The sequence below is a fragment of the Acinetobacter sp. NIPH 284 genome (assembly GCF_000369425.1).
Taxonomy (GTDB): domain Bacteria; phylum Pseudomonadota; class Gammaproteobacteria; order Pseudomonadales; family Moraxellaceae; genus Acinetobacter.
In genome coordinates, this window is the sequence record NZ_KB850011.1 from 1,291,809 (window position 1) to 1,315,452 (window position 23,644).

General features: G+C 40.5%; 23 protein-coding genes and 1 tRNA gene. 8 read left to right on the plus strand and 16 right to left on the minus strand.

Features of this window, described 5'->3' with window-relative positions:
- Positions 1-22 precede the first annotated feature (22 nt).
- Complete coding sequence (locus tag F908_RS12085) at positions 23-1,294, minus strand: sensor histidine kinase (protein WP_005162271.1); 1,272 nt, start codon at positions 1,292-1,294, stop codon at positions 23-25.
- A 316-nt stretch (positions 1,295-1,610) separates the two neighbouring features.
- Between F908_RS12085 and F908_RS12090 the strand changes: the two genes are divergently transcribed.
- The 8 genes from F908_RS12090 (at position 1,611) to secF (ending at position 9,338) form a co-directional block, all read left to right on the plus strand.
- Positions 1,611-1,697 (plus strand) — tRNA-Leu (locus F908_RS12090).
- Between the two features lie 102 nt (positions 1,698-1,799).
- Positions 1,800-2,837 (plus strand): tRNA preQ1(34) S-adenosylmethionine ribosyltransferase-isomerase QueA, encoded by a 1,038-nt coding sequence (gene queA, locus F908_RS12095; RefSeq protein ID WP_005162273.1) that lies wholly within the window; start codon positions 1,800-1,802, stop codon positions 2,835-2,837.
- Between the two features lie 177 nt (positions 2,838-3,014).
- A complete protein-coding gene (locus tag F908_RS12100) occupies positions 3,015-4,043 on the plus strand; it encodes a hypothetical protein (protein ID WP_005162275.1) in 1,029 nt (342 codons plus the stop codon).
- Between the two features lie 31 nt (positions 4,044-4,074).
- Entirely contained in the window at positions 4,075-4,644 is a 570-nt protein-coding gene (locus tag F908_RS12105; protein WP_005162277.1) for a LemA family protein, read from the plus strand.
- Between the two features lie 192 nt (positions 4,645-4,836).
- Positions 4,837-5,967, plus strand: a complete 1,131-nt coding sequence (gene tgt, locus F908_RS12110) for a tRNA guanosine(34) transglycosylase Tgt (RefSeq protein WP_005162280.1) — start codon at positions 4,837-4,839, stop codon at positions 5,965-5,967.
- Between the two features lie 109 nt (positions 5,968-6,076).
- Positions 6,077-6,406, plus strand: coding sequence for a preprotein translocase subunit YajC (gene yajC, locus F908_RS12115; protein WP_004664873.1), 330 nt, complete (start codon positions 6,077-6,079; stop codon positions 6,404-6,406).
- A gap of 51 nt (positions 6,407-6,457) precedes the next feature.
- Positions 6,458-8,359 (plus strand): protein translocase subunit SecD, encoded by a 1,902-nt coding sequence (secD, locus tag F908_RS12120; protein WP_005162285.1) that lies wholly within the window; start codon positions 6,458-6,460, stop codon positions 8,357-8,359.
- A 10-nt stretch (positions 8,360-8,369) separates the two neighbouring features.
- Positions 8,370-9,338 carry a protein translocase subunit SecF gene (secF, locus tag F908_RS12125; RefSeq protein WP_004664877.1) on the plus strand — a complete coding sequence of 323 codons (969 nt, stop codon included), beginning with the start codon at positions 8,370-8,372 and terminating at the stop codon, positions 9,336-9,338.
- 94 nt (positions 9,339-9,432) lie between these two features.
- On the opposite strand, the gene F908_RS12130 is transcribed toward secF, so the two are convergent.
- The 15 genes from F908_RS12130 to rsmA all read right to left on the minus strand — a co-directional run bounded on the left by F908_RS12130 (position 9,433) and on the right by rsmA (position 23,643).
- On the minus strand, positions 9,433-10,086 hold the full coding sequence (locus tag F908_RS12130) for a 4'-phosphopantetheinyl transferase family protein (RefSeq protein ID WP_005162288.1): 654 nt from the start codon (positions 10,084-10,086) through the stop codon (positions 9,433-9,435).
- 196 nt (positions 10,087-10,282) lie between these two features.
- A complete protein-coding gene (der, locus tag F908_RS12135; protein ID WP_005162290.1) occupies positions 10,283-11,692 on the minus strand; it encodes a ribosome biogenesis GTPase Der in 1,410 nt (469 codons plus the stop codon).
- A 176-nt stretch (positions 11,693-11,868) separates the two neighbouring features.
- Positions 11,869-13,011: an outer membrane protein assembly factor BamB gene (gene bamB / locus F908_RS12140; protein ID WP_005162292.1), complete on the minus strand. Its 1,143-nt coding sequence runs from the start codon at positions 13,009-13,011 to the stop codon at positions 11,869-11,871.
- Positions 13,011-13,709: a YfgM family protein gene (locus tag F908_RS12145; RefSeq protein ID WP_005162294.1), complete on the minus strand. Its 699-nt coding sequence runs from the start codon at positions 13,707-13,709 to the stop codon at positions 13,011-13,013. The genes bamB and F908_RS12145 overlap by 1 nt, the downstream gene beginning before the upstream one ends.
- A 31-nt stretch (positions 13,710-13,740) precedes the next feature.
- Positions 13,741-15,033, minus strand: coding sequence for a histidine--tRNA ligase (gene hisS / locus F908_RS12150; protein WP_005162303.1), 1,293 nt, complete (start codon positions 15,031-15,033; stop codon positions 13,741-13,743).
- The gene (gene ispG, locus F908_RS12155; RefSeq protein ID WP_004664888.1) at positions 15,030-16,145 is read right to left on the minus strand and encodes a flavodoxin-dependent (E)-4-hydroxy-3-methylbut-2-enyl-diphosphate synthase; all 1,116 of its coding nucleotides are present in this window, start codon (positions 16,143-16,145) and stop codon (positions 15,030-15,032) included. The genes hisS and ispG overlap by 4 nt, the downstream gene beginning before the upstream one ends.
- Positions 16,146-16,167: 22 nt before the next feature.
- Entirely contained in the window at positions 16,168-16,968 is an 801-nt protein-coding gene (locus F908_RS12160; RefSeq protein WP_005162306.1) for a helix-turn-helix domain-containing protein, read from the minus strand.
- A complete protein-coding gene (gene pilW / locus F908_RS12165; protein ID WP_034602770.1) occupies positions 16,959-17,762 on the minus strand; it encodes a type IV pilus biogenesis/stability protein PilW in 804 nt (267 codons plus the stop codon). The genes F908_RS12160 and pilW overlap by 10 nt, the downstream gene beginning before the upstream one ends.
- Before the next feature lie 17 nt (positions 17,763-17,779).
- Positions 17,780-19,015, minus strand: a complete 1,236-nt coding sequence (gene rlmN / locus F908_RS12170; protein ID WP_005162309.1) for a dual-specificity RNA methyltransferase RlmN — start codon at positions 19,013-19,015, stop codon at positions 17,780-17,782.
- 121 nt (positions 19,016-19,136) lie between these two features.
- Complete coding sequence (gene ndk / locus F908_RS12175) at positions 19,137-19,568, minus strand: nucleoside-diphosphate kinase (RefSeq protein ID WP_003654870.1); 432 nt, start codon at positions 19,566-19,568, stop codon at positions 19,137-19,139.
- Positions 19,569-19,676: 108 nt separating this feature from the next.
- Positions 19,677-19,877, minus strand: a complete 201-nt coding sequence (iscX, locus tag F908_RS12180; protein ID WP_004664895.1) for a Fe-S cluster assembly protein IscX — start codon at positions 19,875-19,877, stop codon at positions 19,677-19,679.
- A gap of 94 nt (positions 19,878-19,971) precedes the next feature.
- Positions 19,972-20,523 (minus strand): phosphatase PAP2 family protein, encoded by a 552-nt coding sequence (locus F908_RS12185; RefSeq protein ID WP_005162311.1) that lies wholly within the window; start codon positions 20,521-20,523, stop codon positions 19,972-19,974.
- Positions 20,524-20,547: 24 nt separating this feature from the next.
- A complete protein-coding gene (locus tag F908_RS12190) occupies positions 20,548-21,864 on the minus strand; it encodes a glycosyltransferase family 4 protein (RefSeq protein ID WP_171063569.1) in 1,317 nt (438 codons plus the stop codon).
- A 127-nt stretch (positions 21,865-21,991) separates the two neighbouring features.
- A complete protein-coding gene (locus F908_RS12195) occupies positions 21,992-22,831 on the minus strand; it encodes a symmetrical bis(5'-nucleosyl)-tetraphosphatase (RefSeq protein ID WP_005162315.1) in 840 nt (279 codons plus the stop codon).
- Positions 22,831-23,643, minus strand: coding sequence for a 16S rRNA (adenine(1518)-N(6)/adenine(1519)-N(6))-dimethyltransferase RsmA (gene rsmA / locus F908_RS12200; RefSeq protein ID WP_005162316.1), 813 nt, complete (start codon positions 23,641-23,643; stop codon positions 22,831-22,833). Before rsmA ends, F908_RS12195 begins: the two co-directional genes overlap by 1 nt.
- Position 23,644 lies beyond the last annotated feature (1 nt).

Sequence of the window (23,644 nt, forward strand, 5' to 3'; positions counted from 1 at the left end):
CAAGCTTATCTTTAAAATCTGTTTAGGCTAATTTTGCTTTGGTTTTCGGTTGTTCAACACACTCATCAATGTGCTCACTTGCGGCTGGCAATAGCACCTTAAAGGTGGTTCCCTCACCTTCTTTCGAGCTGACGCTAATTTCGCCATGATTTAAATCCACAAAACGCTTACACAGGGTCAAGCCTAAACCTGCACCCTTTTCACCTGCCGTACCTTTTAAACTGACGGTTAAGCGAGGATGGAACAACTCTGCCATTTGCTCATCTGTCATGCCTAAACCTGTATCCTGAATATAAATGGCAACATGGTGGCCCTGCTTTTCCGCGCGAATCGACACCACGCCTAAACCATCTATATCGGTAAATTTCAAGGCATTCGACACCAGATTCTGAATCAGGGAAGTAACCATATTCATATCAGCATAGGCCTTGATATGTTCTGGCACATCATTGATCAGATTGATATTTTTCTTGACTGCAAGTGTCCTTAAAATATCCGTGACAATGGTGGTCACTTGTCTTAACTTAAATTCAATAGGATAGGCGTTAAAGCGTCCGCCCTCGGCCATTGACCAATTTAATAAACTTTCTAGCAGGTTATAAGTCGACTGGGCAGTATCATAAAGATAGTCAGCAATATTTTGGACACTTGCCTCATCCAGTGTGTCACGCTCTTTTGCCAAAATCTCGGAAAAACCCAGCAAGCCATGAAATGGCGCACGAAGGTCATGGGAAATAATGGAGAAGAACTTGGTTTTACTAAAATTAAGCGCCGCTTCCTGTTGGTATAATTCCTTTAGCTCATCATGGTTAAGCTTCAATTCCAGTTGCTGCATGAAGCTGACGCAATGGGCCTGCAACAATTGTTTTTGTAAGTCAGTAAATTCCTGAGCCACTTCATCGAATAAAATCACATAACCCAAGGCGGTCTGATTGGGATGTCTGAGTTGCAGGGCGATCGCAGTTTGTGCTTTTCGCTTAAGTGAAGCCAAAAAAGCCAGCAATGTTGGATATTGTGGATGTTTACGGTCAATCAGGTCATCATTCACAAATAAGGTATTTAAGCTCTTGGTAATTTTTGAAGAATCAATCACTTTTAATTTTTCAGGGCAACGATGCCAAAGATAAGGTTCCTGATGAAAAATAAGCAATGCGGTATTGGCCTGCATCAGGTTTCGGTTAAACTGCAAAAATTGCTCAAGCAAGTTCTGTTCTGAAGTTACACCTAAAGAAAGAGAAATTTTACAAGCACTTAACTTATCAGCCTGATGTAATTCTAATAGTTGAATCGCCATGCTCGCCTCTCGAATATTATCGTTATGACATGTATGTAGGTTTTATTTAAAAAAAAATGAGAAAATCACCACCCACTATTAACAAATTTTAACATAAAAGGCAATTATTGATTCGATCAATTCGCAACAAAACGTGATTTTTCAACAAAATTTTATTTCTGATTATAAAACAAGAAATTTCGCTGTTTCTGTACATTTTTATAAAAACACATAAAAAAATCTACAAATTGCTCTAAAACTAAACAATTGATCAGCAGGCATGATTGACAACTGTTTTAAAAAGGCTATTATACGCAACACAAAGCATCGCACTCTTCCCGAGGTGGTGAAATTGGTAGACGCGGCGGACTCAAAATCCGCTGTCAGAGATGACGTGTCGGTTCGAGTCCGACCCTCGGGACCAAGATTTCAAAAACCCCAAACTGGCATTAAAAGTTTGGGGTTTTTTATTTTAGGGATAAACCTTAGAAAGATGCTGTTCTGATTCGATGTGGAAAAGAAATCTATGCAACTCTCTGACTTTTCGTTTGACCTTCCTGATGAACTGATTGCCCGTTACCCACTAGAAAGCCGTAGTGCCTCACGCCTACTGCATATTGATGTGCAGGGTCAGTACCATGATCATGTCTTTACCGATATTCTGGATTTACTGGAAGATGGTGATTTACTGGTGCTGAATGACACCAAAGTCATGAAAGCACGTTTAAAAGGAAAACGTGCCACAGGCGGTGCAATTGAAGTGCTGGTTGAACGGATGCTGGATACCCACACCGCCCACTGCCACATTAAGTCAAGCAACTCACCTAAAGCAGGCGCAGAACTCTATATTGGCGAAGATGCTATTCCTGTTACAGTACAGGGTCGTCATGAAAACCTGTTTATTGTTAAGTTTTCACAACCAATTTTGTCAGTACTGGATCAATACGGTCAGTTACCAATCCCTCCTTATTTCAACCGTGAAGCAGAAGAAATTGATACCGAACGTTATCAAACGGTATTTCACGACCCTGAAAAAATAGCCAGCGTGGCTGCCCCAACCGCAAGCCTGCATTTCGATCAAGGCCTATTGGAACAACTAGCAGCCAAAGGCGTGCAAAAAACCTTTGTGACCCTGCATGTCGGTGCAGGTACATTTATGCCTGTGCGGACCACAGACATTACCAACCACATTATGCACAGTGAATGGTGTGACGTACCACAGGCGACCATTGACCTGATTTTGGAAACCAAAGCTCGTGGTAATAAAGTCATTGCTGTTGGAACGACTGCGACTCGTGCCTTAGAGAGTGCAGCACAAGCCAATCAAGGTCAGATTGCCGCTTGGACAGGTGATACGCAAATCTTTATCTATCCAGGTTATCAATTCTGTATCGTGGATCGACTGATCACCAATTTCCATTTACCAGAATCCACCTTGTTGATGCTGGTTTCAGCCTTATCGAATCGAGAGAATATTTTAGCGGCCTATCAACATGCAGTTGAACAGCGCTATCGTTTCTTTAGTTATGGCGATGCGATGCTGGTTGATAAACTAGAAACTTAAAAAATATAAAGATAGGCTAAATCAAGGTTTAGCCTATTGCCTCGTAAAAATAAATTGAATGATAGGTAATTTATTTTGGGATAAAAAATAATTAGATTCACATGCCCCTTCTTAGTTTATGAAAGTTAAAGCATAATTAAACGATCTTAGTCGTATTACAATGAATTGATCCTCTCCATGCCGATCGACACCGTCCAAGAAGCTCTACATATAAGACGTAAAAAAAATGCGCAGGTTTTCCGCAATATTGCTCGGCTTTGGGATATAGGACAAAAAGCACATAGTGATCAAGATTTGCTGGATGCTTTACATCCGTGGCGTGATGATCATAGCTTATGCTTTTTTAATGTATTGCCTTTTATTTTAGGCATTGTGAGCGTCTGCACATTAGTATTTGGCTATTTTTTTCACCCACATATTCAGTATATCTTTAGCCTTCTCGCTGCCTTTTTGACTGGTTTTTTAGCGTATTTACTGTATGAGCCGAAAGAGCCACTCACACAGGTCATTACATATCTTGAACAACGCATGACCGTCTTACGTTATGGTCTGCAATTTCAACAGCTACCCGCTTATTTACCCATTCAAGCACAGCCATTATTGGTGATCAGTAGATTGAAGCAATTTTTCCCATTATTTAATCGTGGCACTGAATCTAACGAAATCACCCAATATGCTTCAACTACATGGCATGATGGTACGACTGAACATCAGGTTTTATTGTTTCAATATCACTATGTCAGTGAACTCCCCATTTTTCAGGAAGAAAATAGCAATCAGAAAATTGCCAAAGAAATTCACAAAGATCTATGGGGCGCTTTTATTTTTCAAATGCCTGTTTCAGGAATAGCGGTCAGCAATAAACGTTCTCGTTTTTTTGAACCATATACAAGTTCATGGCAAAGCAGCGATATTTTAATTAACCAAGAGCTAAATATTTTTGGGGTCGATCAACATCAATTAGCAAAAGAAATTAGTCCAAGTTTGACCTTAAAGCTACATGATTTTTTTCAACATTTTACTGGTGATTTAATTTATCATCATGAAGAGCAAATTTTGTGTTACCTCGGCGAACAAAACCTTTTCCAAACCGCCAGTAAACGTAGTGAAATCCATGATATTTCAGCATTACGTGGACATTTACGTACCATGACCATGCCGCAATATCAAAAGTTTCAACAGCTCATGCTGAATTTAATTAGCTAATCATTTAGCCATAACAATAAGGGGAATGACGATGACTGGTTTACTGATTTTTTTGGGGATTTTTGTGGTGCTGATCGTATGGGGCGTTTCTATTCGCAACAACATCGTACGGTATTTTAATGCCACCAAACGGGCATGGTCAGAAGTTGCCAACTTTGAGCGTCAAAAAGTAAAGACTTTAGAAGCATTGGAAGCAACATTAGATCGATATACTCAGTTTGAAAAATCAACTTTGGAAAAAGTGACTGAATTACGCCAACAAATTCTGAATCTGAATGTCAATGATACCGATATTTCTCAATTACAACAGATTGAGAAAATGAGTAAGGAACTGATTCGTAGTTTGAATGTGGTAGTGGAAAATTATCCTGAACTGAAAGCTGATGCACTTTATAGCAAGATGATGGATGACATTCAGGAACAAAACGAGAATGTAGGTGCGGCAATCACGATATTCAACCGTAACGTAGAGTTGTTTAATAACCAGATCGAGGTGTTCCCCAACAACCTGATCAATCCTCTCACCTTATCCAAGAAAGCCATTCGCCCGTTTAAGGATAATCTTGCAACTGAAAATTTTGACTATAAACCAAATTTTTAAAATTTATTTTTACTTGAATACAAGTCAATCTAAGCTTTATCTTGATTGGCTTTTTTATTTTTTAACTTACGCTACATTTAGTAGTAGAACTACACGCCATAATCAAGGAAAATAGCCGCTTTTGATCAGCGAACTGTTTTTTCGCCTTGCGCTGCGCTCAAAGCAGTGCTTCGATCTTGCTCAGGATGTGTCATGAAATTTGAAAAATTAGGTCAGTCGGGACGTGCCCGTCGTGGTCGACTTACGTTAGAGCATGGTGTGGTTGAAACACCTGTATTTATGCCCGTGGGTACTTACGGTACAGTGAAAGGCATGTTACCTCGTGACATTGAAGAAATTCAGGCACAGATTATTTTAGGTAACACCTTCCATTTATATTTACGTCCAGGCTTGGAAGTGATTAAAGAGCACGGGGGTCTACATGAGTTTATCCAATGGGATAAACCAATTTTGACCGACTCAGGTGGTTTCCAAGTATTTAGCTTAGGCGCAATGCGCAAAATCAAAGAAGAAGGTGTAACTTTCCGTTCTCCTATTGACGGTTCAAAGGTGTTTTTGTCTCCAGAAATTTCAATGGAGATCCAACATGTACTGAATTCAGATATTGTGATGATCTTTGATGAATGTACTCCTTACCCTGCAACACATGAAGAAGCTCAAAAATCTTTGCAACTGTCTTTGCGTTGGGCTAAACGCTGTAAAACCCACCACCATGATGAGCTTAAGAATAAAAATGCCTTATTCGGTATTATTCAAGGCGGTATGTATGAAGATCTTCGTGATGAATCACTTAAAGGTTTATTAGAAGTTGGCTTTGATGGTTATGCAATTGGTGGTTTATCAGTTGGTGAACCAAAAGAAGAAATGATCAAGGTGCTTGATTATTTACCAAACAAAATGCCACAGGACAAACCACGTTATTTGATGGGTGTTGGTAAACCAGAAGACATCGTTGAAGCCGTTCGCCGTGGTGTCGATATGTTCGACTGCGTCATGCCAACCCGTAATGCACGTAATGGTCATTATTTTGTCACTGATGGTCTGGTAAGAATTCGTAATAGTAAATATCGTCATGATAAAGGACCTTTAGATCCGCATTGTGATTGTTACACTTGTAAAAACTTCACCCGTGCCTATTTATATCATTTAGAGAAATGCGGAGAAATGTTGGCATCTATGCTCGGCACCATTCATAACTTGCGTTATTACCAAAGACTGACACAAGGGATGCGTGATGCATTGGATAACGGCACATTTGACGAATATGTTCAGGACTTTTATGCACGTCGTGGTCTAGAAGTTCCCGCTTGTCCTGAAGACTAATGTGAATGAATTGCATCAAGATTTGCGCCTGACCGCAAGACAAGGTACATTGCAAAATGAATTGGAATTTTATTATTAATTTTTGACTTTTTAATTTTAGGAAATCGAAATGAGCTTTTTAATTTCTACTGCTCACGCTGCTCCAGCGGCTGCACAAGGCCCTAGCCTGATGGCAAACTTGTTGATGATTGCTGTATTTATTGGGATCTTCTACTTCCTGATTTGGAGACCTCAAGCAAAACGTGCTAAAGAGCATCGTTCTTTAATCGAAAGCTTAGGTGTGGGTAGTGAAATCGTATTTGCAGGCGGTTTGATGGGAAAAATCACCAAACTTGATGGTGACTTTGCAGTAGTTGAACTCAGCCGTGGTGTCGATGTAAAAATTCAACGTGCGAGTGTCATTTCAGTATTACCTGAAGGCACACTAAATAACCTTTAATCATAAGATAGTCGTGCCTCAGCACGACTTTTTCATTTAAGAAGAAAGCGAATGCGTTACCCTGCATGGAAATATTTACTGATCCTTGTGGTACTTGTGATCAGTACGTTATATGCACTTCCTAGTTTGTATCCAGATGAACCTGCTGTCCAAATTTCAGGCGCTAAAGCAGGCACAAAAATAGATCAAACCATTGTGCAAAAAGCGGAGCAGATTTTAAAAACTGCCAACATTAGCAGTCACGACAATAGCTTCACCAATAATGCGGCATTATTACGATTAAACTCTTCAGAAGCACAGTTAAAAGCCAAAGAAGTGTTGCGCCGTGATTTAGGTGATGACTATGTGGTTGCACTCAACCTTGCACCAACAACACCAGAATGGTTGCGAAAGATTGGGGCTAAACCGATGAAACTCGGTTTGGACTTACGTGGCGGTGTACATTTCTTGCTTGAAGTCGACATGGATAAAGCGATTGGTCAGCGTATGGAAACATCTGCGACTGATTTGCGTCGTCAATTTCGTGACAACAAAATTAAATTTAATAACCTTGCTTTAAGTAATAACACCATTACGATCCAATTTGCTGACAATACAGATCGTGATGCCGCAGCAGATTTTTTACGTCGTAACAGTAATGAGTTTACTCAACAAGCCATTGCAACGACATCTGGCGCGACTCTAAAACTGAATTATACAGATACTCGTCGTCAAGAAATTCAGTCTTATGCAGTCAACCAAAACTTAACTACATTACGTAATCGTATTAACGAACTTGGTGTAGCAGAAGCATTGGTACAAACACAAGGTAGTAACCGTATCGTGGTTGAGCTACCGGGTGTTCAAGATACTGCTGAAGCAAAACGTGTATTAGGTCGTACCGCGAACTTAGAATTCCGTTTAGTTGCTGACAGTAATGATCAATATATTGATCAATACACTGGCAAATATAATGGTCAACCACTTCCACCGGGTACTGAGGTTTTTGCTTATCAATCTCTGGACAGCGGTCGTCAACTTCTTTTACAACGTAATCGTATTTTGACTGGTGAGCGTGTTCAAAATGCAAGCTCTGGTTTTAGTCAAGATTCTGGCGGCGCTGAAGTAAATATCACCCTAGATACCGCTGGTGGTAAGCTCATGGCAGATGCAACACGTAATGCCGTGGGTAAACGTATGGCAGTATTGTTTATTGAAAATAAACAAAAGATCTCTTATGTTGCTGATCCTAAGACGGGTGCTCAAACTGAAGTACGCACACCATATACAGAATCTGTGGTCATCAATGCGGCAACTATTCAAGCGGTATTGGGCTCACAATTCCGTATCACTGGCTTAGATTCACCTCAAGAGGCAGCAGAACTTGCCTTGATGCTTCGAGCAGGTGCTTTAGCTGCACCAATGTACTTTGTAGAAGAGCGTGTTGTTGGTCCAAGTCTTGGTCAAGAGAATATTGATAAGGGTGTGTTATCGACTCAAATCGGTTTCTTATTGGTTGCAATTTGGATGGTTGTTTTCTTCCGTCTGTTTGGCTTAATTGCAAACTTTGCCTTGGTATTCAACCTTGCCATGATTTTAACTTTTATGTCATGGATTGGTGCTTCCCTCACCTTACCAGGTATCGCGGGGATCGTGATTGGTATTGGTATGGCGGTTGATGCCAACGTACTGATCTGCGAACGTATCCGAGAAGAAATGCTTTGGGGCGCCTCCCCTAAACAAGCCATTATCGCGGGTTATGATCGGGCCTATAACACCATTTTCGACTCGAACTTAACCACTTTCATCGTGGCATTTATCTTGTTCGCAATTGGTACAGGCCCAATCAAAGGATTTGCGGTCACCTTGATGATCGGTATCGTATGTTCAATGTTTACTGCGATTACTGTGACCCGTGCTGTCGTCCAGCTCATTTATGGCAAACGCCGTAATTTGACTAAGTTGAGTATTTAAGGAGATTCACATGACTGATCTGACTCAACAAGACTCAAAACAATACGGTCGCCCAGATGATCTAAAAATCATTCCTTTCATGAAGATTGCTAAACCTGCTGCAATCTTCTCGATCTTGATTACCCTTGCGAGCGTTTTCTTTATCGTCACAAAAGGGCTGAATCTCGGTTTGGACTTCACTGGAGGTATCTCTGCTGAACTCAACTACAAAGAAGCTGTTCAACCCGCTCAAGTCGCTCAAGCACTCGATAAAGCAGGCTTTAAAGACGCTGTTGTACAAACATTAGGAAGTAATAAAGACCTGATTGTACGTATGCCAGTGCAAGAAGATCTTAAAGTTGAAGATCTAAACGATACCATCACTAAAGCAGTTCAATTGCCAAATAACCAAGCAGAAGTTCATAAAGTTGACTCTGTTGGCGGTCAAGTAGGTAATGAGCTTTATATCCGCTCTGCAGGTGCACTTGCACTTGCTTTGATCTTAATGCTGATCTACGTCACCATTCGTTTCGAGTTTAAACTTGCAATGGGTGCCGTAATCTCATTATTTCACGATATCGTAATTATCATCGGAACGTTTGCATTGTTCCAATGGCAATTTGATTTAACCGTACTTGCAGCAATACTTGCGGTAATGGGTTTCTCACTCAATGATAACATCGTTGTATCGGATCGTATCCGTGAGAACTTCCGTAAAATTCGTGGAGCAACACCACGTGAAATTGTAGATATCGCATTAACAGAGACCTTGCGCCGTACGATCCATACCTCAATGACGCTATTACTTGTGGTTCTTGCCATGATGTTCTGGGGAGGTGATGGTTTACATTGGTTCTCAATTGCAATGTGTGTGGGTATCTTTATTGGTACGTACTCATCTATTTATATTGGTACCGCATTTGCTTTATGGCGTGGTTTAAATCGTCAAGATTTTATTGTCCAAGTTAAACCTGAATTTGATGAAGAAGAAATTCCTTAAATCTAAATTATCGTAAAATTCAAATCAAAAAAGCCAGCATAATGCTGGCTTTTTTGATTAAGATTAGAGCACGGGGTTGTACGTTCTTCATTTATCAATGTTGAATAATTTGAATCTGCGGAAATTGAAAACCGCGACAAGACTGCTCTGCACCCCATGCGATAGTCAGCACGATCTTCTGATTTAAAACAAAATTTTGATAAGCAAATGTTCCAATCAAAGGATGAGTACACATTCCACCATCATGTGATGGATGAACTTGTGTATTTAGACTATTTAAATCCAGTCTAATTCCAAAACCTGATGCTTTTAGAATTGCTTCCTTAGTCGTCCATACTTTGAGCCAATACTCTGGGTCTTGATCTTGTTGCAACCATGCTTGATATTCTTCAGGATGAAAGGCATGTTGAGCCAAAGCATCAAAACGAACTTTCCGATCCAACTCTTCCACATCAACACCAATCTCTTTCACACGCTCGCTCATCGCCAAAGCATAATATCGTTGACTATGTGAATGATTAAATTCCAAGGTATGAGAGCTTAAAAATGGCTTACCATATTCATGTTTTGAAAATTGTAGATCAGTCGTTAAACACTTTAATTTATTTGCCAGAAGGTGATCCCGATAGGCTTTAATCTGTTGTTTTTGATAATCATTAAACGATCTAAAATCTGAGAAATCCGCTTTATCTCGTTCAAGAAGTGAAGCCAAAGCTTGAATATGTATTTCAATTTTCCGTATCACCATCAGCTTCACTCAACAAAACATCGTTCAATATAAACCTGATTGTATAAAAACTTAGAAGATTATAATCAAGCTTATTTCGTTTAATCACCTAACTTAAGACTTCATTCGCAAGTGCATGAGCAACTTATTTCATGAGTCACATTAAAAAGCATAAAAAAACCCAAAACAATGTTTGGGTTTTAACGGCAAAATCAGCTTAACGCTTAAATTTTTTCTCAGCCTTTTTAAATTTCTGTATATAACGACGTTTACGTGCTGCAACACGCTCATCAACTTGAGATTTGCGACCTTCAAATGGATTTTCTGAGGTTTTAAAATCAATACGTACTGGTGTACCTTCCAGCTTGTACACTTTACGGAACACGTTTTCCAAATAACGACGGTAATCAGCAGGTGTTTTATCTACTTTGTTACCATGAATCACGATTGTAGGTGGATTTTGTCCGCCCATATGCGCATAACGCATTTTAATACGCTTACCACTAATCATTGGTGGTTGATGCGCGTCAGTCGCGTCATTCAAAATCTGCGTTAATTTTGCTGGTGACACTTTCAAATGTGATGAATCATAAGCACGATGAATGGTTGGGTATAAATCACCCACACCAGTTCCATGTAAGGCTGAGATTAAATGTACTTTCGCCCAAGGAATAAAGTCAAAACGGCGATCAACATCAAGCTTACATTGCTTACGATCATATTCAGTCATGTTGTCCCATTTATTAATGGCGATCACCATGGCACGACCAGCTTCTAATGCATAGCCAATTAAATGTAGATCTTGCTCAACGACCCCTTCACGCGCATCAAGCACAACCACGATCACGTGAGCATCTTTGATCGCTTGTAATGTTTTCACGATTGAGAACTTCTCAATCATTTCATCAACTTTACCTTTACGACGCACGCCCGCAGTATCAATCAACGTATATTGACGACCATCACGCTCATAAGGAATATAAATTGAGTCACGTGTAGTACCGGGCTGGTCAAATGCAACTACACGCTCTTCGCCAAGCAAGCGGTTGACTAAAGTTGACTTACCTACGTTTGGACGACCAATAATCGCCAAACGCAAACCTGTATTTTTGTTATGTTCTTCAGGATTTTCATCTTCTGGTACTTCAGCTAATACTTCCTCAAGCATTTGCTGCACACCACGACCATGGCTAGCCGCAACTTGAATAGGTTCTCCCATACCAAGTTTATAGAATTCAACTAGCGCGGCTTCTGCATGAACACCATCAACCTTATTGGCAACTAAATAAACTTTCTTACCTAGTGTACGCAATTCACGGGCAATCTGTTCATCTGATGCCAACAAACCTGCACGTGCATCCACAACAAAAACAATGATATCTGCTTCATGGATGGCAGTTTTTGACTGCTCCGCCATGTATGAGTCAATACCGCCTTCATTCTCACCAATACCGCCAGTATCAACGACGATGAATGATTTATTTTGATACACCGCATCGCCATATTTGCGGTCACGAGTTAAACCAGCGAAGTCAGCAACCAAAGCATCACGACTTTTAGTGATTTGGTTAAATAGCGTTGATTTTCCGACGTTTGGACGACCAATAAGCGCAATAACGGGTTTCATAAATTAACCTTAATTCAGACGAGCCATCATTGATGACATCGTATCAGAAACAGTATGGAAGATTTTGGTGATCAAATAATCACAATAAAAATTCGGGGTTTTGTTCAAACAAATACCCCGATCATTCTTTTATTAGCAATTGCTAATTAAATATTTTACCACAAGCTAAGGCAAAATTAACGATTCTGCCAAATGCTTAATGCACCTTTTCGAGTTGCAACGTAAAGCTGATTATCAATCACACGCAATGAACGGACTTCACCACTGGTTTTCGCACGACCAATCAACTTCCCTGTGTTTGGATCAATCAAATGAATAACTCCATCTAAATCGCCAACCACAAGGTTCTGTCCAAGCATCACAGGATTACTTAATTGACGGTTAAGTAATTCCTCATTCTGCCAAAGAAGTTCGCCTGTCGCTAAATTATAAGCTTTCAATTTTCCATCTGCAGTCGAGACAAAAACTTTATCACCTGAAACTTCAGCGCTATTCGTACTACTTGCATCTTCACTCCACACCACACGCTGTGTCGTAAGATCAGTAGTTGTCACTTGCCCTTGGAAACTGGTTGTTACCAGATATTGACCTGCAACAACTGGGTCACCGACCACATCAATCAAACGTTGAATATCCGAACGACCATCACTTACTGCAACTCGACGTTGGAAACGCGGCACGCCACTGATTACATCCAATGCATAAACATAAGCATTCGCTGATGCAACAACGACTGTACGTTCATCTAAACGAACGGGTGCAGGTTGACCACGTAAACTAAACTGAACGTTTGGTAATTTATATGCCCACACTTGCTGTCCAGTAACAGTATCATGCGCAAATACAGTCCCGTCATTTGCAATCGTAATAACTCGTCCCGATTGAATGAGTGAAGGAGACAAAATCGCACCAGATAATTTGGCAGACCATTTTTGGCTACCAGTAGCCTGATCTAAGGCAAATAACTCACCTTTACGATTACCAATAATGACAATACCCTCACCTGCTTCTACACCAGCGGTAAGTTCTTGCTTAGTAACCTTACTTTTCCAAAGACGCTGCTTAGCTTTATAAGCAGAAATCTGACCATCTGGATCAATCGCAAAAATTACACCGTTATCTGTATCTAACTGCAAGCGTAAAGCTTCTGCTGCATTTGTCGACGAAACACTTTGAGAAAAGACCAGATTTAAGCCTTGCTGTTGCGTAATTTTTGGCAACGGATTCGGTTTCACTTCTTTTACTTTATTGGTTGAACATCCAATTAATAAAGCTGAAGCAATTGCAATTGCCAAAGGTAATTTTAGTTTGTTCTGCATTAAGACTCATCCACTTTGGTATCTAAGATCGGGCGCTCAATTTCAGGATCATCTACTAAAATACCAACGCTTTCGAGTTTAATTTGTAAAAGCTGACGCTCTTGTTTACGTTCAATGAGGCTATCCCAAGCACTTTGATATGCTTTTTGCGCCGATGCAGTATCTTTCTTTGCAACAAAAATATCACCACGTAACTCTTCTGCAGTTGCTTTAAACGCTGGTTCAGTCACGTTTGATAAGGTTTTCAGCGCCTCATCATATTTCTTTTGTGCTAATTGTGAATCCGCTAAACGTATTTTTACAATTTGCAGCAAACCCGCATCTTTAACTTTTGAGTTTTCAACTTTCTTTAATGCTTTTTCAGCTGCAGCATAGTCCTGTTTATCATAAGCAAGCTTCGCCAAGATAAATTGGGTTTGAATCGCCTGAACCGAGTTAGCATCATCTTTCACAATTTTATCTGCTGCTTCAGATACTGTAGCGAAAGCATTTGGTTGACCTGATGCAGCCTTAGCTTCGTCCATCAATTTTTGTACTTTCGCCGTTTGGCTCTGTGCCTCAGCTAAATTTTTCTTTTGCCAATATTCCCATCCGAAAAAGGCAATCAAGGCAATCAGAATCCCGCTAATCATGGCAGAACCATATTTTTTGCCAAAAGACTTTAATTGGTCGAGTTGTTCTTCATCACTTAAACTCATGTGATTGTCCTTTCCCTAAATATTGTGCAATTTATTGTTTAAATTTTTCGATAAAAAAAGATGTCAGCTCAGTTAAAGCGACCTGCGCCTGCTCACCCGTTGCTAGCTCTTTGACCAAAAGCTGTTGTGATTCCCACTCGCGCTCACCCAAAATCACTGCATAGATTGCACCCGATTGATCAGCCTTTTTCATTTGGCTTTTCATACTGCCTTGTGAACCTGTTTTCAGACGAATTGAGCTGTTTGCTGCTTCTAACTGGTCACGGATTTGCTCTGCTAATACTAAAGCTTTAGCTTGAAATGCAGGCTCAGCCAATAAGAAAACTTCACAATCACGTACTTCTTGGGTTTGTTCAACCTGCTCAAGCAACAACAGTAAACGTTCCATACCCATTGCAAAACCAACTGCAGGTACAGATTGATCTGCTTTACCTTTCAGTTGTCCTACCAAGCCATCGTAACGACCGCCTGCACAAACCGTTCCTTGTGAACCCAACATCGTTGTCGTCCATTCAAATACAGTTTTGTTGTAGTAGTCCAAGCCACGTACTAACTTCTGGTTAATTACAAACTCAACGCCTGCAGCAGTGAGGTACTGTTGTAACTGTTGGAAATGATTGATCGAATCTTCTTTTAAGAAATCATGCAACTTTGGTGCATTTTCTAAAATCTTTTGTGTTGATTCAATTTTAGAGTCTAAAATACGTAATGGATTGGTACTTAAACGGCGTTGTGAATCCTCATCTAATGCATCTTTGTGCTGATTTAAAAACTCAACCAAAGCAGCACGATATTCCGCACGCTCATCCGTCTCACCTAAAGTATTGAGTTCTAGACGAACATTTGCTGCTACACCCATACGTTTCCATAGGCGAGCCGTCATTAAAATGATTTCTGCATCAATATCTGGCGTTGCCACACCAAAAGTTTCAACACCAAATTGATGGAACTGGCGATAGCGACCTTTTTGTGGCTTTTCATAGCGGAACATTGGACCCACATACCAAACACGCGGTGTTGCGCCACGCAATAAGTTATGTTCCAACATCGCACGCACACACCCAGCCGTACCTTCTGGACGCAAAGTCAGTGATTCAGGTGGAGTACCTTTATCAAAAAAGGTATACATTTCCTTTTCAACGATATCGGTTGCATCACCAATCGCACGCTTAAACAAACCCGTTTGTTCAACGATCGGTAAACGGATTTGTTGATAGCCATAGGCATCCATTAAAGATGCTAATTGTTGTTCCAGACTTCTCCAAGCAGCAGTTTGTGTTGGAAGGGTGTCATTAAAACCTTTGATCGCGACAATTGAACTCATGATGAACTACGAATAATTTCTTTAGATTTAGCTTCTTCAAGCTCTTGAACACGTTGACGAACCATTGTTTCAATTTCATCAACCAACTGATTTGTGTCAATTAAATGACTTTTTTCACCATTACGATAGACCAGTGAACGCGGTGATGCGCCAACGATACCGATATCCGCCTCTTTAGCTTCACCAGGACCATTCACTTTACATCCAATCACGGATAAATCCATCGGTGTACGGATATCTTCTAGGCGCTCTTCCAAAGCCTGCATCACTTGAATAACATTAAATTCCTGACGTGAGCAGCTTGGGCAAGCAATAAAGTTAATACCATTTGAGCGTAAGCCCAACGATTTTAAAATATCAAAACCGATTTTAATTTCATCCTCAGGTTCAGCCGCGAGCGAAATACGCATAGTATCGCCAATGCCTTCCATCAACAGTCCACCCAAGGCAATTGCTGATTTGACTGTACCCGTACGGTAAATCCCTGCTTCAGTCACACCAAGATGCAGTGGATTATCTATCTGTTGAGACAGCAAACGATAAGCATCCATCGTTAAAAATACATTCGATGCCTTAACGCTGACCTTGAACTCATGGAAATCTAAACGGTCGAGAATATCGATATGACGCATCGCTGACTCAAGTAAGGCCTGCCCTGTCGGCTCACCATATTTCACTTGTAAGTCTTTTTCCAGAGAACCTGCATTCACACCGATACGAATCGAAATACCATGATGTTTTGCTGCAGCAACGACTTCACGCACTTTCTGATCCGAACCAATATTACCCGGATTAATGCGCAAACAATCTGCACCATAGTCCGCAACTGCTAAAGCAATACGATGATCAAAGTGAATATCAGCAACCAATGGTACAGAGACTCGTTTTCGAATCGCCCCAAAAGCTTCTGCTGCTTCCATTGACGGTACGGAAACACGCATGATATCCGCACCTGCATCTGCACAGCGCTGGATTTGCGCTACAGTTGCATCCACATCACAGGTTTCAGTATTGGTCATACTTTGAACACTAATCGGGGCATCACCACCGACATACACTGAACCAACACGAATTTTACGTGTTGGACGGCGTTTAATTGGATTCACAATCATCGTATAGCTCTACTCTTTGGCATTAACGAGACAAACGGAATTCTGCTTTTCCATTAACCGTATATGGAGACAAAGATATTTGCTCCTGATTCAAGGTCAAGGATACAGCTGTTGCATCATCTAAACGAATTTGGAATGGTGATTCACCACTCAAAGTTAATGTAGATGCTTGACGACCTGTTGCTAATACTTTACCTGTTGCATCAACGATATGCACAGATGTTGGTCGACTGAAGTTCAAAACTAATTGGTCGCCAGAAGTTACGTTCGTTGTGGTTCCCATCGGTATAATTTCGACATCAGAACTTTTTGCTTTGGGCGCTTCAACTTCTGCATCATTTTTGTGGCTTGATGTCCAATTTTGTATAGCCATCACTGCCAACCAAGCTAAGACTAAAACAGCAGCTAAAATAGCAATACGCTTCAACCATTTACGGTTACGTACACTTTTCGATCCAGCAAGCTTGCCCATAGTCTTGATTGGGGAGTTGCTCAGGGCATGATTGGCCTTGAGACCTGTGTCATTGGCATAGATTTCATCAAAACGCTGGATGATGGCACTAGCATCTGCATTGAGCAGTTTTGCATAGGCACGGTAATAGCCTTTGATGAATGTGGCTTCGGGCAAGGATTTATAGTCATCTTGCTCTAATGCCGTTAATGTTTTAACGGGCATATTCAATACGCTTGCAATTTCTTCAAGTTCTTTCTTTTGTGCAATACGAATTTGACGCAAATACTCACCAGGTCGTTGAATATTTCCTAACGTTGACGATGGCGAGGTTGAGCCAGTTGGCTGATGTGAATTTGGATTTATTTCCATACGGCCTCAGTACTGTACTGTAATTGCAAATAACGTTGATATTCTGGACTCTCAGGAAATAATGCTCGTAATTGATTCACTAACACTTGCATTCCTAATTGATCCGCACTCGCTCGAGCAATGCGTATACCAATCCAAAGTGCACGTGCACCTTGGTTTTTTTGCCCCACATTACGAACATACTGTTCGTATAGTTGCGATGCATCTCTATTATTTTGTTGCAAATAGAAAATTTCTGCCAACTCTAACATTGAAATAGTTGCGTTACGATTTGCTTGTAGCGCTTGTTTGAATGCTTTTTCAGCATTCGCAACATCGCCTAACTTTAAATAGATTCGCCCCAAGTTTTCCAACGATTGAAATCGCTGTTCATAACCTAAGGTTGCACCTGCACGGGTAAATTGCTCAATCGCTTCATTATAACGTTGCATTTGATACAAATATGTACCGTAATTATTACGAGCTTGTGCATTATCTGGTTCTGAAGAAATCGCACGCTTAAAATAAGCATCTGCTTTTTCCATATTAGGTTTACTGCCTTCTTGTTGCAGTAGAATCCCCATCATCATATTGGCGTTTGCATCACGCGAATCAATATTTAAAGCTTGATCAAGAGAACGTTTAGCGGAATCCAAATCACCTGTACGAATATATTCAGCAGCCAGTTGAGAACGAACTTGAACAGCTTTTTCTGGGTCTTTCTTCAACCCTGTCGAAGATTGACAAGCGGTTAAACCCATTACAGTAAACACAACAGCAGTCGTTATAATCGTTTTTAGTCGAGTTGTATTCAACGCTATATCCCCAAGTTTTATCCTTGTGTGCGCAAAATTTCTTGTCGTTGCGCCACTTTCTTCTTCCACTGTTCCGCACGACGTGTACGGTCAGCAACCTGTCCTACCAATTGACCACATGCAGCATCGATATCATCGCCACGTGTCTGACGAATCGTACACACAAATCCGGCGTCAGACAAAGTTTTTTGAAAAGCAATGATGCGATTACGACTCGAACGTCCGTAAGGTGCATGTGGAAATGGATTAAATGGGATTAGATTGATTTTACTTGGCAAGTTTTTCAATAATTTTAATAATTGCTGTGCATGCTCAGGCTGATCATTGACACCCTCCAACATCACATATTCGATAGTGACATGGCGACGTGAGCTTTCATTACCATCTTTAGCTAAATAACGTTGGCACGCAGCAATAAGTTGCTGTAATGGATATTTTTTATTAATAGGAACCAATTCATTACGTAGTTCATCATTTGGTGCATGTAATGAAATCGCAAGTGCAACATCGATGTCTTGCGCTAATTGATCAATTTTTGGAACAACACCTGATGTTGATAAAGTTACACGGCGTTTAGACATTCCGTAGGCAAAATCATCTAACATTAACTGCATTGAGCTGAGTACTGCATCGTAATTAAGTAAAGGTTCACCCATACCCATCATGACCACATTGGTTACGGTACGTTCACGCTCAGCAACAGGCACATCTTCCATATAAGAATAATTTGCCATCCACAACTGACCGATGATTTCTGCTGGTGTTAGATCACGTTGGAAACCTTGCTTACCCGTCGAACAGAATGAACAATCCAGTGCACAACCCACTTGTGATGAAATACACAAGGTTTTACGCGCACCTGTTTTATCTTCTGCAGGAATCAGTACGGTTTCAACTAGAGAACCTTCACCATCACCCACACGAAATACCCATTTACGGGTACCATCTTTAGAATAGTTACGGTGCACCACTTCAGGTGCTTTGATTTCGCAGATTTTTTCTAATTTTTCACGTAATTTTCCTGAAATATTAGTCATTTCAGCAAAATCAGTGACGAAAAACTGGTGTATCCATTTCATGACTTGACCGGCACGAAACTTCTTTTCGCCTAAGTCTTCAAAGAATTTTTCTAATTCAGCTCTGGACATGCCAAGTAAATTTACTTTCTTATCGGCAGCTTGAACGACAGACGTAGTTAAAGACTGTTGTTTTTCATCGACATTCTCAGATGAAACGACCACTACAGAACTCATGTATATTTACCTAAACGATATCAGCGCTAGAAAATGCTGTGTGTTTTTCACACAACTCAATCTATAAAAAATAAAAAACCAGATAAGTAGTATACCACTTATCTGGCTTGAATACTTTGGATTAACGAGTGCGTGGGCAGATCTCGTTATCAGCAAAGAAGTAAGCGATTTCACGCTCAGCAGAAGCAACTGAGTCAGAACCGTGAGCAGCATTTTCGTCGATGCTTACCGCGAAATCAGCGCGGATTGTACCTGGAGCTGCTTCTTTAGGGTTTGTAGCACCTAAGATTTCACGGTGAGCAAGAACTGCATTTTCGCCTTCAAGAACAGAAACAACAACTGGGCCAGAAGTCATGAATGCAACTAAATCACCAAAGAAACCACGTTCTTTATGCTCAGCATAGAAACCTTCAGCATCAGCTTGAGAAAGGTGTTTCATTTTAGTTGCAACAATTTTTAAACCCGCTTTTTCAAAACGAGCAAAAATGTCACCAATGTGGTTTTTAGAAACTGCATCTGGTTTTACGATAGATAAAGTACGTTCAATCGCCATGATTGACTCCTATTTATGGTGTAAACTAAAAAATTTGCCGCATTATACCGATGTCATCGCCAATAATCAGCTTGAATCTGTAAAAGTTCAGTGATTTCTGATGTTTTTTTAACGAACTTCATCCAACCAAGCCATTTGAATCGCTTCAAGTAAACCTTCCGTAGACTTATTTGGGTCATCATTAAAGTCTGGTAATGCACAAACCCAAGCATGTAAATCAGTAAAACGGATCCATTGAGGATCTACATCTGGGTGTGCTTCAGTAAGTTCGATTGCGATATCAATCGTATCTGTCCAACGTAAGCCCATTTGATAACCTAATTAATAGTTAGTGATTGAGCGTACTTTAACAAATCCCAAGATTTAAAAAATAGTCTTCTATCATTAAAACTCGTTAAATTATTCAAAGAATGATATTGAAGCTTGGTGCCAACAAAATAATACCGCTAGCGACGGATGCGCCAATCACCGCCCCGACGATCACATCACTTGGGTAATGTAATCCTAAAATCATGCGTGACAATGCAACCAGAATCGTAAATGGCAACATCAACAATAATAAGATGGGTTGAATATAGCCTAATGTGATGGTGGCCATCACGGCATGCAGGGTATGACCTGATGGAAAACTAAAATGATCCAATGGTCGCTCGCCCAGTACAATCACTTGGTGAACTTGATAAGGACGTGGTCGAGTCGTTTTATGCTTTAAAAACTTATAAATCCCCGTACCAACAGAACCTGCAACGAGCAAATATAGAATTTGTAGACTGTATGCCACCCCCTGCATGATCCATACTGATAACAACATGACATACCAAAATGGTCCATCACCCAAACGACTAATCGTTTTAAAAAATAAGGCAATGCGTTGTGACTGTGAGAGATGATTAAGGTATACACACCCTTTTAGATCTAGATCGAGTATTTTTATTTTTGCATTTTGAAATTTCATACTTTTCTCCTTTCTGAGGATACTTTAGGTAGAGTTCATAAGAGGTTCCTGCGCTACCTGATAAAGTGCTTGTTCTAATTGTTGTACAGGAAACTGCCAACTGGTTTCCTGTACAGTTTCACTTGCTAATAAACCCATTTTTCTCAGTTCTGGGAGAGCTGGCAAATGACAAATGGATTGGGTTAAATCTGCGGCCTGTCCGAGAGGACTCAACCAACCTGTAACACCATGTTTGACATGCTGATGCGCACATACGTAGTCATAAGCAATCACTGGTAACCCGCTAGCAATTGCTTCTAGCACTACATTTCCAAACGTATCAGCTTGACTAGCAAAGGCGAAAACATCTGCACTTGCATAAGCGGCTGAAAGATTCTTACCACTTAAGCTACCAGTAAAAATAATATCTTCTGATATCGCTAATTTACTCAAACGAATACGATCAGGCCCATCTCCAACAATTACAAATTTTGTATTTGCACCTTGCTGTCTCTGCCAAGCATGGAAAGCTTCAATTAAGACATCAATTTCTTTTTCTGGTGATAAGCGTCCAACATACAGCATTACACGGGTATCAGCACCTACACCCCATTGTTGGCGTAATTGCTGTGAACGATGTTTTGGGGAAAACTTCGCAGTATCAACACCTCGTCCAACAACAACTAAAGGACAAGTCACACCAAAACCACGTAGTGCTTGTTCCGTGTATTGACTGGGTACACACGTGACATCTGTACTATTATGGAACCATGTTAAGTAACGTTGAATCGGTTTGACTAAAAAAGCCAAGTCAAAGAAACGGCTAAAATCTTGGAAAGCTGAATGGAATCCACTCGATACGGCGATTTTTTTTGACTTTGCGGCTTGTAGTGCTATTAAACCTAATGGACCTTCAGTCACGATATGCACTACGTCAGGTGCGAACTGCTCAAATGCTTTAGAGACTTTAAGATATTGTGGCCAACCAAATTGAACACTTGGGTATTTTGGAATAGGCTGAGACATCACCAAGCATTCTTGTTCAGGTAAAAATTCTGTACAAATCGTTTTTTGTATAGGCCTGACCAATAGAATTTTATGTCCAAGCCGTTGTAGCCCCTGACATAATTGCATCATAGATAATGCTACACCATTAATTTCTGGTGGCCATGTTTCAGTGACAATTGCGATTCTCAAACGAGGGCGAACTAAATCCCGAAGTTCAGACAATTCATCTTGTTTATTTTTGAGTTGTTTCCTTTTAAAGTAAAATTTAAAACTTTCAGGAAACTGTTCTTGCTTTAGTAGAGATGTCGCGTATGTACTTTGCATATCGCCATCCATTTGTGTCGTTATTTTCATGCTTTTAGCTTATAAATATTTTTTGACACTTTAATGATCAGTGTATGACAGTTTTTTGACAGTCTTAAAAATAGAAAATGCCCGATTTCAACATGAAAATGGACATTTAAAAGAGATCACAGGCTGATCAAGCCAAAGGATTATCCACTGCGAAAAGTTGTTGATCTTCTAAACGATAAGCCACCAGTTGTTGCCCCCAAACACATCCACCATCGACATTTTGAATTTGGCGACTAATGGTTTTACCCTGCAAGGCCGCCCAATGTCCAAAAATAATTTGATGAGTTTGTGCAGCCTGACTATCAAACTCAAACCACGGCTGAAAGCCTGTTGGCATCGGCGCATCAAGTGCATCTTTAAAGTCAAACTCTAAACGCCCTTCGGCATCAGTCAAACGCATTCGGGTCAGATAATTAGTAATACAGCGCAAACGTGCCATACCTGTCAGCTCATCTAACCATAAATCAGGTTGTGAACCATACATCTCTGCAAGAAAACTATCTAAAATCGAAAGATCGTCATTACCCACTACCTGCTGGACTTCTTGTGCAAATGCCACAGTTTGTTCGGCATTCCAGATACACGGCACACCTGCATGGGTAATCAGAGTTTGATCATTCGGAGATAAACTCAATGGCTGTTTACGCAACCAATCAATCAACTCATCACCATCAATCGCATCAATCACGTCCTGAGTACGATCTTTATCTTTAACTTTTTTAAAACCACGAGCACAAGCAATAAGGGTCAGATCATGATTACCTAGTACAGTTGCTGCAGCACCACGATCAGCCAGTTTTTTAATAAAGCGTAATGCGCCCACCGAGTTTTCGCCACGTGCAACTAAATCACCCGCAAACCATAAAAAGTCTTGATCTGGATCAAAGCGAATTTCTTTCAGTAACGCTTTCAGCGCTTCAAAACAACCTTGCACATCACCAATGACATAGTTATATCGTTTAGACATTAAGATACCATCTGATCAGAAAGTGCGACAAAATCAGCCAAGCTTAAGGTTTCTGGGCGCGCCATCGGATCAACACCTGCTTTTTCAAAGCCATCTTCTACCAACATCCCTTTTAAGCTATTACGTAAGGTCTTGCGACGTTGGGTAAACACATGGCTGACTAAACGTGACAAAGCTTTTTCATTTTTTGCAATAATTGGCTTAGTTTCATAAGGTACCAAACGGAATACCGCAGAAGTCACTTTCGGTGGTGGATTGAATGAACCTGGCGGCACTTCAAACAAGAAAGTCGGTTTACAGTAATACTGGATCATCACCGATAAACGACCATATTCTTTGGTGTTTGGTGTTGCCGTAATACGATCAACCACTTCCTTTTGCAACATGAAATGCATGTCTTTGACCTTGTCACCAAACTCTAACAGGTGGAACAAAAGTGGGGTTGAAATGTTATAGGGTAAATTCCCCACCACACGTAGTGGACGACCATCTTGGAACAATTGCTTGAAATCATATTTTAAAGCATCAGCTTCAATAATGGTCAAACGTTCAGGATATGGCACACGTCCCGGTAAACCGGCAGCCAAATCACGATCCAGCTCAACCACGGTTAACGCATCACACTCGCCAATTAAAGGTGAGGTCAATGCAGCTAAACCCGGTCCAATTTCGACAATATTTTCACCCGCACGCGGATTCACTGAACGTACAATTTTGGCAATCACACGTTGATCATGTAAGAAGTTTTGACCAAAACGTTTTCGAGCCTGATGCCCTTCATCTTTAGGGTTTAGGGCATTAATTTGATACATA

What these genes read in the sequence shown, in the direction of transcription:
- F908_RS12085 (WP_005162271.1), bottom strand. Translation starts at nt 1,294, where the DNA reads ATGGCGATTCAACTATTAGAATTACATCAGGCTGATAAGTTAAGTGCT.
- queA (WP_005162273.1), top strand. Translation starts at nt 1,800, where the DNA reads ATGCAACTCTCTGACTTTTCGTTTGACCTTCCTGATGAACTGATTGCC.
- F908_RS12100 (WP_005162275.1), top strand. Translation starts at nt 3,015, where the DNA reads ATGCCGATCGACACCGTCCAAGAAGCTCTACATATAAGACGTAAAAAA.
- F908_RS12105 (WP_005162277.1), top strand. Translation starts at nt 4,075, where the DNA reads ATGACTGGTTTACTGATTTTTTTGGGGATTTTTGTGGTGCTGATCGTA.
- tgt (WP_005162280.1), top strand. Translation starts at nt 4,837, where the DNA reads ATGAAATTTGAAAAATTAGGTCAGTCGGGACGTGCCCGTCGTGGTCGA.
- yajC (WP_004664873.1), top strand. Translation starts at nt 6,077, where the DNA reads ATGAGCTTTTTAATTTCTACTGCTCACGCTGCTCCAGCGGCTGCACAA.
- secD (WP_005162285.1), top strand. Translation starts at nt 6,458, where the DNA reads ATGCGTTACCCTGCATGGAAATATTTACTGATCCTTGTGGTACTTGTG.
- secF (WP_004664877.1), top strand. Translation starts at nt 8,370, where the DNA reads ATGACTGATCTGACTCAACAAGACTCAAAACAATACGGTCGCCCAGAT.
- F908_RS12130 (WP_005162288.1), bottom strand. Translation starts at nt 10,086, where the DNA reads ATGGTGATACGGAAAATTGAAATACATATTCAAGCTTTGGCTTCACTT.
- der (WP_005162290.1), bottom strand. Translation starts at nt 11,692, where the DNA reads ATGAAACCCGTTATTGCGCTTATTGGTCGTCCAAACGTCGGAAAATCA.
- bamB (WP_005162292.1), bottom strand. Translation starts at nt 13,011, where the DNA reads ATGCAGAACAAACTAAAATTACCTTTGGCAATTGCAATTGCTTCAGCT.
- F908_RS12145 (WP_005162294.1), bottom strand. Translation starts at nt 13,709, where the DNA reads ATGAGTTTAAGTGATGAAGAACAACTCGACCAATTAAAGTCTTTTGGC.
- hisS (WP_005162303.1), bottom strand. Translation starts at nt 15,033, where the DNA reads ATGAGTTCAATTGTCGCGATCAAAGGTTTTAATGACACCCTTCCAACA.
- ispG (WP_004664888.1), bottom strand. Translation starts at nt 16,145, where the DNA reads ATGATTGTGAATCCAATTAAACGCCGTCCAACACGTAAAATTCGTGTT.
- F908_RS12160 (WP_005162306.1), bottom strand. Translation starts at nt 16,968, where the DNA reads ATGGAAATAAATCCAAATTCACATCAGCCAACTGGCTCAACCTCGCCA.
- rlmN (WP_005162309.1), bottom strand. Translation starts at nt 19,015, where the DNA reads ATGAGTTCTGTAGTGGTCGTTTCATCTGAGAATGTCGATGAAAAACAA.
- ndk (WP_003654870.1), bottom strand. Translation starts at nt 19,568, where the DNA reads ATGGCGATTGAACGTACTTTATCTATCGTAAAACCAGATGCAGTTTCT.
- iscX (WP_004664895.1), bottom strand. Translation starts at nt 19,877, where the DNA reads ATGGGCTTACGTTGGACAGATACGATTGATATCGCAATCGAACTTACT.
- F908_RS12185 (WP_005162311.1), bottom strand. Translation starts at nt 20,523, where the DNA reads ATGAAATTTCAAAATGCAAAAATAAAAATACTCGATCTAGATCTAAAA.
- F908_RS12190 (WP_171063569.1), bottom strand. Translation starts at nt 21,864, where the DNA reads ATGAAAATAACGACACAAATGGATGGCGATATGCAAAGTACATACGCG.
- F908_RS12195 (WP_005162315.1), bottom strand. Translation starts at nt 22,831, where the DNA reads ATGTCTAAACGATATAACTATGTCATTGGTGATGTGCAAGGTTGTTTT.
- rsmA (WP_005162316.1), bottom strand. Translation starts at nt 23,643, where the DNA reads ATGTATCAAATTAATGCCCTAAACCCTAAAGATGAAGGGCATCAGGCT.